The sequence below is a fragment of the Kitasatospora sp. NPDC056531 genome (genome assembly GCF_042794375.1).
Taxonomy (GTDB): domain Bacteria; phylum Actinomycetota; class Actinomycetes; order Streptomycetales; family Streptomycetaceae; genus Kitasatospora.
Genome location: NZ_JBHTTU010000120.1, coordinates 1 through 13,549, shown reverse-complemented (window position 1 = coordinate 13,549; position 13,549 = coordinate 1). Strand labels below are relative to the sequence as shown.

At 73.3% G+C, this 13,549-nt stretch carries 4 protein-coding genes; 1 reads left to right on the top strand and 3 read right to left on the bottom strand.

Annotation, left to right across the window (positions count from 1 at the left end; genetic code table 11):
• Window positions 1–6,596 (top strand): SDR family NAD(P)-dependent oxidoreductase (locus tag ACFQ87_RS40560; RefSeq protein WP_380615978.1); only part of this gene is annotated, 6,596 nt, incomplete at its 5' end.
• Window positions 6,597–6,832: 236 nt separating this feature from the next.
• On the opposite strand, the gene ACFQ87_RS40555 is transcribed toward ACFQ87_RS40560, so the two are convergent.
• The 3 genes from ACFQ87_RS40555 to ACFQ87_RS40545 form a co-directional block, all read right to left on the bottom strand.
• Window positions 6,833–8,602, bottom strand: coding sequence for a fatty acyl-AMP ligase (locus tag ACFQ87_RS40555; protein WP_380615977.1), 1,770 nt, complete (start codon window positions 8,600–8,602; stop codon window positions 6,833–6,835).
• A 249-nt stretch (window positions 8,603–8,851) separates the two neighbouring features.
• The gene (locus ACFQ87_RS40550) at window positions 8,852–10,060 is read right to left on the bottom strand and encodes a cytochrome P450 (protein ID WP_380615976.1); all 1,209 of its coding nucleotides are present in this window, start codon (window positions 10,058–10,060) and stop codon (window positions 8,852–8,854) included.
• A gap of 204 nt (window positions 10,061–10,264) precedes the next feature.
• The coding region (locus tag ACFQ87_RS40545; protein WP_380615975.1) for a type I polyketide synthase at window positions 10,265–13,549 on the bottom strand (3,285 nt) is incomplete at its 5' end.

The following is a 13,549-nucleotide window of genomic DNA, read 5'->3' as shown; positions in this document are numbered from 1 at the left end:
TCCCCGAGGTCCGGAAGTACCTGGAAGCGGAGGCCGCCGAGCAGCCGGCCGACGACTCCGCCGCCCGGGCGCTGCGCGAACGCCTCACCGGCCTGGGCGAACCGGAGCAGCGCACGGCCCTGCTCGAACTGGTACGGGCGGAGGCGGCGCTGGTCCTCGGGCACAGCTCCACCACCGCGATCACCTCCGCGAAGCCGTTCCAGGAACTGGGCTTCGACTCGCTCACCGCGATGGAGCTGCGCAACCGCCTGAACGCCGCCACCGGACTGCGGCTGCCCTCCACCCTGGTCTTCGACCACCCCACCCCCGCTGCTCTCGCGGCACACCTGCGCGGGCAGCTGACGGGCGTGGTCGCGGAGGTCGGAGCGCCCGTGGTCGCGGCCCGGGTGGACGACGAGCCGCTGGTGATCGTCGGCATGGCCTGCCGCTTCCCGGGGGACGTCACGTCGCCGGAGGACCTGTGGCGCCTCGTCGCCGAGGGCCGTGACGAGGTCGGCGACTTCCCGACCGACCGCGGTTGGAACGCCAACAGCACGCACGATCCGGCGCAGTTCACCATGACGGCCACCCGTCAGGGCGCGTTCGTCCATGACGCACCCGAGTTCGACGCCGCGTTCTTCGGGATCTCGCCGCGTGAGGCGCTGGCGATGGACCCGCAGCAGCGGCTGCTGCTCGAGTCCTCCTGGGAGGCCCTGGAGCGCTCCGGGATCGATCCGGCCTCGCTGCGCGGCAGCCGGACCGGGGTGTTCGTCGGCGGGTCGCCGCAGGAGTACAGCGCCGTGCTGATGAGCTCGGCGGAGGCGTCGAGCGGTTATGCACTGACCGGGTCGTCGGGCAGTGTGATGTCGGGCCGGGTGTCGTACGTGCTGGGGCTTGAGGGCCCGGCGGTGACGGTGGACACGGCGTGCTCGTCCTCGCTGGTGGCGCTGCACCTGGCGGTGCAGGCGCTGCGCAGTGGCGAGTGCGATCTGGCGCTGGCCGGCGGTGCGACGGTGATGTCGACGCCGGGTGCGTTCGCCGAGTTCTCGCGACAGGGCGGGCTGGCCGGGGACGGCCGGTGCAAGGCGTTCTCGGCCGATGCGGACGGCACCGGCTGGGGTGAGGGCGTCGGCATGCTGGTGGTCGAGCGGCTGTCGGACGCGCGACGCAACGGCCACGAGGTGCTCGCGGTGGTCCGGGGCAGCGCGGTGAACCAGGACGGTGCGTCGAACGGTCTGACGGCGCCGAACGGTCCCTCGCAGCAGCGGGTGATCCGCCAGGCGGTGGCCAACGCCGGCCTGTCGTTCGCCGACGTCGACCTGGTCGAGGCGCACGGCACCGGTACCACGCTGGGCGACCCGATCGAGGCGCAGGCCCTGCTCGCGACGTACGGTCAGGACCGCCCCGCCGACCGCCCGCTGTGGCTGGGCTCGATCAAGTCCAACATCGGCCACACCCAGTACGCGGCCGGCGTGGCCGGCGTGATCAAGGTGGTCATGGCGCTCCGGCACCGGGAGCTCCCGCGCACCCTGCACGTGACCGAGCCGTCCTCCCAGGTCGACTGGTCGACGGGTGCGGTGGAGCTGCTGGCCGACCCGCGGGAGTGGACGGCCCCGGACGACCGGCCGCGCCGGGCCGGCGTCTCCTCCTTCGGGATCAGCGGGACCAACGCGCACGTCATCCTGGAACAGGCACCCGAGCCGGCGGACTCCGAGGCGGAACCCGAGGACGGCACGGCCGCCACGGCCGCTCCGGTGGCGCTGCCCTGGCTGGTCTCCGGGCAGACCCCGCAGGCCGTCAGCGACCAGGCCCGCCGGCTGCTGGACCGGTTCGACGCGGATCCCGCCTCGGCCGACCCCGCGGACGTCGCCTTCTCACTGGCGACCACCCGTGCACAGCTGGCCCACCGGGCGGCGGTGGTGGCCGAGACGCTGCCCGACTTCCTGACAGGTCTCGCCGTGCTGGCCGAGGGAGGCTCGGCGCCCGGCGTGCTGCGTGAGGCGGCGACCGACGGCGGGCTGGCGGTGCAGTTCCCCGGCCAGGGCTCGCAGCGTCTCGGTATGGGGCGTGAACTGTACGATCGCTTCCCGCAGTTCGCCGCCGCCTTCGACGCGGTGTGCGCGGAGCTGGACCCGCTGTTGGACCGGCCGCTGAAGCAGGTCCTGTTCGCCGCCCCGGAGTCTCCCGACGCGGCGCTGCTGAACGGGACGGGCTTCACCCAGCCCGCGCTCTTCGCGGTCGAGGTCGCGCTGTTCCGCCTGGTCGAGGCCTGGGGCGTGCGGCCCGACGTGCTGATCGGCCACTCGATCGGCGAACTCGCCGCCGCCCACGTGGCGGGTGTCTGGTCGCTGGCGGACGCCTGCCGCGTGGTGGCCGCCCGCGGGCGGCTGATGCAGGCGCTGCCGGCCGGCGGCGCGATGCTGGCGGTGCAGGCCGGCGAGCAGGAGGTGGCCGAGGCGCTGGCCGGCGTCTCCGGCCAGCTGGGTGTGGCGGCCGTCAACGGCCCGTTCGCGACGGTGCTGTCCGGTGAGCTCGAGGCCGTGGAGGCGCTGGCCGATCACTTCGCGGCGGTGGGTCGCAAGACCCGCAGGCTGACGGTCAGCCACGCCTTCCACTCGCCGCTGATGGAGCCGATGCTCGCCGAGTTCACCGAGGTGCTCGCGGGGGTCGACTTCGCCCAGCCGCGGATCCCCGTGGTGTCGAACCTGACCGGCGCGCTCGCCGGACCGGAGCTCTGCACGCCCGAGTACTGGTCGCGCCACGTCCGCGAGGCGGTCCGGTACGCCGACGGGGTCCGGACCCTGTTCGACCGGGGCGTCGGTACGGTGCTCGAGCTGGGTCCGGGCGAGGTGCTGACCGCGCTGGTCCAGGAGGCCGCGGCCGAGCGCGGGCCGGCCGGGCCGGGTGCCGTGGCGGCCCTGCGCGGCAAGCAGGGCGAGGCGGCCGCACTCACCGCGGCCCTAGCCCGGGTGCACGCCCGGGGCGCGGCGGTGGACTGGCCGGCCTTCTTCGGGGGCCGCCGGCACCGTCGGGTGGGCCTGCCCACCTACGCCTTCCAGCACCGGCGCTACTGGCTGGCCACCGGCGCGGCCCGCACCGGTGACCCGTCGAGCGTCGGTCTGAGCGCGGCGGAGTACCCGCTGCTCGGTGCCGGGGTGGCGCTGCCGGACTTGGACGGCTTCCTCTTCACCGGGCGCCTGTCCCTGGCGAGCCACGGCTGGATCGCCGACCACCAGCTCGCCGGTCTGCCGCTGTTCCCCGGTACCGCGTACGTGGAGCTGGCCCTCTGGGCCGGCGAACAGCTCGGGTGCGACCTGCTCGACGAGCTGACCCTCCAGACGCCGCTGGTCCTCTCCGAGCACGGCGGCACCGCGCTGCAGGTGCTCGTCGGCAGCCCGGACGAGGAGGGCCGGCGCACCGTCAGCGTGCACTCGCGGCCGGAGGACGCGCCGCAGGACGGTGCGTGGACCTGCCACGCGCGGGGCGTGGTCGCCGTCACCGGGGCCTCGTCCGTGCGCGGGGAGGCCGTGCAGTGGCCGCCGGCCGGTGCGCAGGCCGTCCCGGTGGACGATTTCTACCAGGGCCTGGCCGACGACGACTTCGTGCTCGGACCGGTGTTCCAGGGCCTGCGGGCGCTGTGGCGCCGGGACGGCGAGCTGTTCGCAGAGGTCGAGCTGCCGGAGGCTGCGGGCGGCCCGGAGAACGGTTTCGGGATCCACCCTGCGTTGTTGGACGCGGCCCTCCAGCCGCTCGCCCTCGGCCTGCTGGGCCAGGACGAGCAGGGCCGGGGGACGGCGACGGTGGGACTGCCGTTCGCCTGGACCGGGGTACGGCTGCACGCGACCGGCGCCTCGGCCGTGCGGGTCAGGCTCACCCCCGCCGGTCGGGACGGCGCCGCGATCACTGTCCTGGACGCCGCCGGCGATCCGGTCGCCTCGATCGACTCGCTCACCCTGCGTCGGCCGTCGCCCGAACTGTTCGCCGGTGCCGAGCGCCCGGGGGGTGCCGTTGCCGACGACAACTCCCTGTTCAGGCTCGACTGGTCGGCCGTGCCGACCTCAGACCGGCCACTGGCCGGCCGCTGGGTGACGCTCGGGCTCGACCCACTCGGCCTGCGGCCGCACGTGCTGGCGGCCGGCCTCGCCGAGACCCCCTACCTGGACTGGCAGTCGCTGAGCGAGATGCTGAGCGCGGGCACACCGGCGCCGGACGGGATCGTCGTCTTCTGCGCCGGCGGCGTCGACGGCGGCACACCGCAGGCCGCACACGCGGCCGCGCGGTGGGCGCTCGACACCGTTCGGGACTGGCTCTCCGACGAGCGCCTCGCCGACAGCAGGCTGGTCGTGGTGAGCAGCCGCGCGATGGCGACCGGACCGGCGGACCCGGTCACCGACCTGGCCGCCAGCACCGCCTGGGGGCTGCTCAGGTCGGCACAGTCCGAGAACCCCGGCCGGATCGTCCTGGTCGACGTCGACGAGGACGAGGCGTCCTTCCGAGCCCTGCCGGCCGCCCTGGCCGGCGGCGAGCCGCAGCTGGCCCTGCGTGCGGGCGAGGCGTTCGTGCCGCGTCTGGTCGCGTTGCCGGCCGCGGGTCAGGAAGCGGACGGCGACCCCGACCGGCGGGCCGCGTTCACCGCGCACGGCACCGTGCTGGTGACCGGCGCCGGTGGCGCCCTCGGCGGCCTGGTGGCCCGTCACCTCGCCACCGGGCACGGCGTGCGCCAGCTGCTGCTGGCCGGTCGGCGCGGATCCGCCACACCGGGCATGGACGAGCTGGTCGCCGAACTGGGCGCGCAGGGCGTCCAGGTGACCGCAGCCGCCTGTGACGTCTCCGACCGGGAAGCGCTGGCCGCCCTGCTGGCCACGATCCCCGCCGAGCACCCGCTGACCGGGGTGGTTCACCTGGCGGGCGTCATCGACGACGGCCTGCTGACCTCGCTGACCCCCGAGCGGCTGGACCCGGTGCTGCGCCCCAAGGTGGACGCCGCCTGGCACCTGCACGAGCTCACCGCACACCTGGACCTGTCGGCCTTCGTGCTGTTCTCGTCCGCCGCCGGTGTGCTGGGCAGCCAGGGGCAGGGCAACTACGCGGCGGCCAACACCTTCCTCGACGCCCTTGCCGGGCACCGCAGGGATCGCGGCCTGGCTGCGCTCTCCTTGGCCTGGGGCTGGTGGGAGCAGGCCGGCGGCATGGCCGACGGGCTGGACGACCACCAGCGGGCCAGGATGGCGCGCGGCGGAATGCTGCCGTTCAGCGCCCAGCAGGGAATGTCCGCGTTCGACCTGGCGCTCGCCGCTGACGGGGAGTCGCTACTCGTGCCGATCCGGCTCGCCGCAGGGCGCGGGACGGTGATGCCGGGGCAGGAGATCCCGGCCGTGCTGCGCGGACTGGTCCAGCCGTCCCGGCGGCGGGCGGCGGCGTCCGGCCAGGGCGGCGGCGAGGAGCTGCGCAGGCGCCTGGCAGGGCTGGCGCCGGACGCGCGCGAGGCGGCGCTGCTGGATCTGGTCCGGACCGAGGCGGCCGAGGTGCTCGGGCACACCGACCTGGCCGGAGTCCAGGGGACGAGCGCCTTCGCGGAGCTCGGCTTCGACTCGCTGACCTCGGTCGAGCTGCGCAACCGGCTGAACGCCGCTACCGGGCTCAGGCTGCCCCCCACGCTGATCTTCGACCACGCGACGCTGACGTCGCTGGCTGGCGAGCTGCACCGGCAACTGGACGGCGCCGCACCGGCACCGACCGCCCCGACGGAGGCGTCCGCCCCCGTGGAGGACACCGCCACCGCGGCGGTGAACGGGGTCGAGGCGCTGTACCGCCGCGCCCTGGAGACCGGGCGGATCGACATCGCGCACAAGGTGCTGGCGACCGGCGTGGAACTGCGCCCGACGTTCTCGAACTCGGCCGAGGTGGTCGGCGGTCCGGGCCTGGTCCGGTTGGCCAGCGGCCCGCAGCACCCGCGGATCATCTGCTTCCCGTCGCCGTCGGCGTGGGCGAGCAACCAGGAGTTCGTGCCGGTGGCCACCCCGCTGCGCGGGATCCGCGACATGTGGTCGCTGATGCTTCCCGGCTTCGTGGCCGGTGAGCCGGTGGCCGCCAGTGCCGAGGCCCTGGCCGACCACTGCGCCCGTCTCATCGAGGAGAGCACCGACGGCGAGCCGTTCGCGCTGGCCGGCCTCTCCTCCGGCGGCAGCATCGCCTACATGGTGGCCACCAGGCTGGAGGAGCGTGGCATCAACCCGCTGGGCGTCGTGCTCCTGGACAGCTTCCTGGCCGGGACCAAGCAGGCCGACTACATCCTGCCGGTCATGGAGTCCAGGACCCTGGAACGGGAGAAGAGCTTCGGCCGCCTGACCGGTGTCAGGCTGACGGCCATGGCTGCCTACTTCTCCCTGCTGGGGGACTGGCAGCCGAAGGAGATCGCCACGCCGACCCTGCTGGTGCGGGCCTCGGAGATGGTCAACGCCGAGCCCGGTCAGCCGCTGCCGCCGGACGAGACCTGGAAGCCCTTCTGGCCGATGATCCGTGACGTCGTCGACGTCCGGGGCGACCACTACACCATGATGACCGAGCACGGCGAGAACACCGCGCGCACCGTGCACGAGTGGCTGGTCGCGCGGTAGCACCGCGCGACCGGGACACTGGTACCGCCGGGTGGGCCGAGCACAGGCCCGCCCGGCGGTCGTGCGTTGTCGTGCGGTGCTCCGGTGGAACGTCGGATCCGGACCGGCTGCCTCGCGGGCGGCCGGTCCGGACGCGTCGCCCGCGTCGCCCGCGTCGTCCGCCGGCCGTCTCCCGGGACGACGGAAGGCCGGTGCCCCTGGTGAGGGCACCGGCCTTCCTGGGAGGCTCCGCGGCGTCAGCCGCGCCCGGCCACGGCAGGCTTGAGGGCACCGTTGAGGTAGAGCTCGCGGCACGCCCGGCGCTGCACCTTGCCGCTGGTGGTCCGGGGCAGGACGCCGCGGCGGATGACGACGACCTCGTCCACCTGGAGCCGCTGGCCGTCGTGGACGGCCAGGCGGATGCGCTCGCGCAGGCCGTCCTCGCCGGTCCCGCGCAGGACGCGCCCGTCGGCCTCGACGACGACCACCAGCCGCTCGGTCTCGCCGTCGTCTACCGAGAACGCCGCCGCACAGTTGGGGTGCAGGCCGGTAGCCGCGCCCTCGACGGACAGCTCCAGATCCTGGGGGTAGTAGTTGCGGCCGTTGCGGACGATGACGTCCTTGAGCCTGCCCGCGACGAACAGCTCGTCCGCGTGCAGGAATCCGAGGTCACCGGTCCGCAGGTAGCGCGGGGCGGAGTCGGACCGGCCCGCGCCGGCCGGGCGGGCGTGGAAGGTCTCCCTGGTCTCATCGGCCCGCCCGCGGTAGCCCCGGGCCATGCAGGGGCCGCTGATCCAGATCTCGCCGACGGTACCGGACGGGCAGGGCTCCAGGGTGGCGGGATCGACGATCAGCACCCGGGTGGGGTGGGCCGGAAGGCCGGCACCGACCAGGGGCTGCGCGGTGTCCGTGTCGGCCTCCAGGAGTTCGAGGTGGCCCTCGATCAGCGCCGGGCCGGACACCCACAGGACGGTCGGCCGCCGATCCGGCGAACTGCCGGTGGCCTTCAGGGTGTTCTCGGCTAGCCCGTAGCCGGGCGACATGGCCTCAGGCGCGAATCCGGCTGGGCCGAACGTCTCGGTGAACGACTTGACGGCCCGCCAGCGGACCGGCTCCGCACCGTTGACCGCGGCCCGCCACGAGGACAGGTCGAGCCCTTCCGCCAGAGCCTCCGAACCCGCCTCCTCGGCCGCGCGCACGCACAGCTCGTAGGCGAAGCTCGGCGCGGCCGCATGGGTACCGCGAAACCGGGAGATGGCCTCCAGCCAGCGCAGCGGGCGACGGACGAAGGCGGCGGGTTCCATGAGGTAGGCGGGGACGCCCGAACAGAGCGGCAGCATGACGCCGAATATCATGCCCATGTCGTGGAAGAGCGGAAGCCAGTTGACGACCACGCCGTCCGGTCCCGACGGCCAGACCTGCTCGGTCTCCGCCACGTTGTGCAGGAAGTTGGCGTGGGAGACCATCACCCCCTTGGGGTGGCCGGTCGAACCCGAGGTGTATTGGAGGAGTGCGATGTCGTCGGGACGGGGCTGACCGACCGGCAGGTCCTCCGCCGGTGCGAGCGACTCGGCGTCGAGCAGGGTCAGCCCGGCCAGCTCCGGCAGCGTGCCGAACCTCTCCTCCAGGTCCCGCTTGATCTCGGCGGTGGTGAGGACGACGGTGGTTCCGGCATCGTCGGCGATCCGGCGCACCCGCTCCAGGCCGCTCCGACGCGTGGGAACCTGGACCGGGGCGGCGGCGACCCTGGCGTACATGCAGCCGAGCAGCGACTGGATGAAGTCCAGGCCTGAGGGATAGAGCAGGACGGCCGCGTCCCCGGCCGCGAGCCCGGCGGCCACGAGCGCGGCGCCGCGGGTGCGGGCCCTGGCCTCCAGCTCTCGGTAGGTGAGGGACCCGTCGGGGGTCTCACCGTCGCGGAGGAACACATAGGCGGTCTCGTCCGGTTGCTTGACGCTCCGGAGGTGGAGGGCCTCGGTCACCGTACTGACGTTGGCCGTCTCGATCTCTGCACCGGGCTGGTTCATCGTGGAGGTCCCTGCCTTCTGATGTCGCGGCCACTGGGTGATGCCCCGAGCGACCGGGCAACGGGTGTGTCGAGCGTGCGACCGCCGCCGATGGGCCGGCCGCCGATGGCGAATGGGCGCCACGCGCCAGGGGGGGCGTGCAGTGGACGTGGGCACGCCGATGGGCGGGCCGGACGAACGCTGGGGGTGTGAGAACGGCGAACCGCTTCCACACCCCCAGCTGTCGAGCCAGTGGCCTTCTCCTGGTGGCTACCAGGTGACCGGCAGCTCCTGGAGGCCGCGCAGCGCCGAGAAGGGCTTCATCTTGAGCTCCGACTCGGGCACCGCGATCTCCACGTTCGGCATCCGCTGGATCAGGCCGAGGAGGGCCTCCTGCAGTTCGACGCGGGCCAGCCAGGCACCCAGGCAGTGGTGCAGGCCGCCGCCGAGGCTGAGGTGCGGGTTCTCGGCCCGGGTGAGGTCCAGCGTGTCGGGGTCGGTGAAGACCCGCGGGTCGCGGTTGGCGGCCCCGGTGCCCGGCAGGATCAGTGCGCCGGCCGGGATGGTCACGCCGCTCAGGACCACCTCCTGCTTGGTGATCTTCGGCTGGCCGGTGCCGCTGGTACCGGTCTGCACGAAGCGCAGGAGCTCCTCGACGGCCGCGGGCACACCGTCGGGGTTGGCGATCAGCTGGGCGAACTGCTCGGGGTGGCGCTTGAGCACCAGCACGAACATGCCGATCGCGTTCGCGGTGGTCTCGTACCCGTTGATGAGCATGCCGACGCAGAGGTGGACGATCTCACGCTCGGTCAGCTTGTCGCCCTCGTCGCTGGCGGCGATCAGCGCCGTGATGAGGTCGTCGCCGGGCTCCGCGCGCTTGGTCTCGATCAGCGCGGTGAAGTACTCACGGAAGCGCAGGGCGGCCTCGTCGCGCTTGACCGGGTCGGTCATCCAGTCGCCGAGCAGGGTGTCCGCCCACTCACGGAAGTTGTGCTCGTCGGTGCTGGGGACGCCGAGGAGTTCGCAGATCACCTGGACCGGGAACGGCACGGAGAAGTTCTCCACCAGGTTGACCGGCTGCGGCATGGCCTCCATCTTGGTGATCAGCTCGCCCACCAGCTCGGCGATCCGGGGACGGAGGGCATCGATCCGCTTGACGGTGAACGCACGGGAGACCAGCTTGCGCAGGCGAGTGTGCTCCGGCGGGTCCATGCCGACCAGCGACTCGTTCATGATCGCGGTGACTTCGTTCTGCGGCATGTTGGGCATGGCGGGCATGACCCGGTTGCTGAAGACCGGGTCGAACAGCGCCTGGCGCACGTCCGCGTGGCGGGTCAGCAGCCAGGCGGACGTTCCGTCCGGAAGGGCCACCGGCGCGACCGGGCGGGTCTCGCGGAGGTCGTCCAGCTCGCGGATCGGCTGGCAGATGACGTCCCCCTCCGGGAAGGGGAAGGCGATCGGGGTAAGAGCATCGGTCACGGTAGAACTCTCTGGTAATGGCGGGTCAGCTGATGGGAAGGGATGAGCGGGCCGAACCGGGCTCTCGCACCGCGGTAGCACCAGGCGGTGCGATCGTATGAATTTGAGCCCCCTATTCGGGAACCCCTACGGCACCCCTGAAGCGGCGAACCGGTCCAGGGGACCGGTAGGGCGGGCCTCTTCGCCGTGCTACTGGATGTACCGTCAGATAACGTCTGTAGTACTGGAGTTGCTCATGGCGAGCCGGATAAGGGAGGCCGCGTCCATGGACAGGATGGATTCGCTGCGGTCCTGATGCTCGGCTTCCGAGCCACCGCCCGACCGGCCCTCGGCAAGCTCCAGCAGCGGGTCGAGCAGGCCGCTCTCGCGCAGCCGGACCAGCGGCAGCGCGAGCAGCGCCTCCCGGATCCTGGCGTCCTCTGCTGCCAGCGGATCCACCGCCTCCTCGGCCGCGGCCGGGAACAGTTCGTCGCGCAGGAACCCGGCCAGCACCTCCATCGTGGGGTAGTCGAAGACGGCCGTCACGGGCAACCGCACCCCGGTGGCGGCGTTGAGCCGGTTACGCAGCTCCACCGCCGTCAGCGAGTCGAAACCCAACTCCTTGAACGGCCGGTCGGTCTCGACGGCATCGGCCGAGGCGTGTCCCAGCACCGACGCGACCTGCCTGCGGATCAGTGCCACCAACGTGTCGTAGCGCTTTCCTGCGGACATCGCAGCCAGCTGTCCGCGCAGCTGGGCCCCGTTGTCCTGCCCGCCGGCGGCGGTCCGACGAGACCCGCTGGGGGCCAGCGCACGGAGTACCGATGGGAGTGCGCCGTCCCCGGCCTGCGCGCGCAGTGCGGCCGTGTTGAGCTTGACCGGGAACAGCACGGGCTCGTTCGAGCGCCAGCAGGCGTCGAACAGCCCGAGGCCCTCCTCGGACGGCAGCGGGACGACGGCCCGCATCGAGGTGTTGGCGAGCAGGGCGGCGTCGAACCGGCCGCCCATTCCGCTGCTTGCCTCCCACAGGCCCCAGGCCAGTGAGGTGGCTGCCAGCCCCTTGGCGCGGCGGTGCTGCGCGAGCGCGTCCAGGAAGGTGTTGGCGGCGGCGTAGTTGCCCTGCCCGGTGCCGCCGATGGTGCCGGCCACCGAGGAGAAGAGCACGAAGGCGGCCAGATCGGTGCCCTCGGTGAGCGCGTGCAGATTGACCGCCGCGTCGATCTTGGGACGGAACACCTCGTCGATCTTCTCCGGCGTCAGCGATGCCAGCAGGCCGTTGTCGACCGTGCCGGCACAGTGGACCACCGCGGTCAGCGGATGTTCGGCGGGAACACCCGAGAGTGCCAGGGCCAGCGACTCGCGGTCCGCCACGTCACAGGCCACCACGGCGGCCTCGGCACCGGCCTCGCGCAGTTCGTCCAGCAACTCGGCCGCACCCTCGGCCGCCGGGCCCCGGCGGCTGACCAGCAGCAGCCGGCGCACGCCGTGCTCGGCCACCAGCCGGCGCGCCACCATGGCGCCCAAACCGCTGGTGGCGCCGGTCACCAGGACGGTGCCCTCGGGGCCCAACCGGTCCGGCACGGGCTCCTCGGAGGCGTCCGGCTCGGCGACCGGCGGGAGGGCGCGGAGCCGGCCCAGCCGAGGCGTCAGGGCCGTTCCGGCACGTAGTGCCAGCTGGTTCTCACCGGAGGCCAGCGCCGCCGGCAGGGCCTGCCAGGACGCGGCGTCGCCGTCCACGTCGAGCAGCACCAGCCGGCCGGGGTTCTCCGCCTGGGCCGAGCGCACCAGACCCCAGAGCGGCGCCCCGGCAAGCCCGGTCACCTCCTCGCCGTCGCACGCGGCCAGCGCCTGGCGGGTGACCACGACCAGGCGGGCCGAGGACAGCCGCTCGTCGAGGGCCGGGTCCAGCCAGGCCCGAGCGGTGTCCAGCACCCGGCCGGTGGCCAGCCGAGTGGCCTCGGCCAGGCCGGTGAGGCCGACGGGTGCGTCGACCGCGGGATCGAGCAGCACGAAGTCGGGCGCCGCGGCCCCCTCTGTCAGGGAGGTGACCAGGGTGTCCAGGTCGGCGAAGGCCACCGGGCCACCTTCGGATCGCTCGTGCGCGAGTTCGAGCAGGTCCGGTTCCACCGGACCAAGCACCGCCCAGCGGGGGCCGGTGGCAGCCTCGAGGGACGCCGCCACCCAGTCCATCCGCAGGAGCGATTCCTGCCGGGCGCCAGCGGTGAACTGCTCCGCCGCGATCGGACGCATGGCCAGTGAATCCACGGACACGACGGGCACGCCCGCCGTGTCCGTGGCGAACAGCGAGAGCGAGCTGGCGCCGGTCGGCGCCAGCCGCACCCGGAGGGTCGAGGCCCCCGCCGCGTGGACCGACACGCCGCTCCACGCGAACGGGCGCCAGCCCGGCACGCTGTCGTCCAGCAGCCCGCCCAGGCCCACGGTGTGCAGGGCGGCGTCCAGCAGCACGGGGTGGAGGGTGTAGCTGCCCGCCCGCTCCAACTGCCCGCTCGGCAGGGTCACCTCGGCGAAGACCTCGGTTCCCCGCCGCCAGGCGGCGCGCAGGCCGTGGAACGCCGGGCCGTAGAAGACCGGTCCGTCGGCGGCGAGCTCGTACAGGTCGTCGACCGGCACGGGCTCGGCGCCAGGGGGCGGCCACTCGGAGAGGTCGGGGGCGGGCTGCCGGCCGCCGGCGGCCAGCAGCCCGCTGCCGTGGCACAGCCACCCGGCGTCTTCCTCGGCGTCCTCGTTCTGCGAGTACAGCTGGATCGTCCGGCGGCCCGCCTCGTCCGGCGAACCCACGGTCAGCTGGAGGCGGATGTGCCCGCTGGGCGGCAGCAGGAGGGGCGCTTCCATGGTCAGCTCTTCGAGCCGGTCGCAGCCGACCTGGTCACCGGCGAGCATCGCCAACTCGACGAAGGCGGTGCCGGGCAGCGGAACGGTTCCCATCACCTGGTGGTCCGACAGCCACGGGTGGGTGCGCAGCGACAGCCGTCCCGTGAGCACCAGACCCTCGGACTCGGCGAGGCGGACGACGGCGCCGAGGAACGGGTGACCCGGCGCGTCGAGTCCCACACCGGTGACATCGCCACCGGTGCCGGGCTCGGGCCAGAAGCGTTCGTGCTGGAAGGCGTAGGTGGGCAGGTCGATCCGGTGGGCGTCGCGGCCGGCGAGGACGGCGGTCCAGTCGACGGTCGCCCCGCGCACGTACGCCTCGGCCAGGGACGTGAGGAAGCGTGCGGTGCCGCCCTCACCACGGCGCAGCGAGCCGGTGACGACGGGTTCGGTGCGGGCGTCGAGGGCGTCTTCGAGGGTCTCCTGGACCGGGACGGTCAGGACGGGGTGGGGGCTGGCCTCGATGAAGGCGTGGATGCCGTCGGTGGCCAGGGCCCGTACCGCGGGCTCGAATTGGACGGTTTCGCGCAGGTTGCGGTACCAGTAGCCGGCGTCCATGACGGCGGTGTCGATCGGCTCGCCGGTGACGGTGGAGTAGAACGCCACCGAGGACGAGGC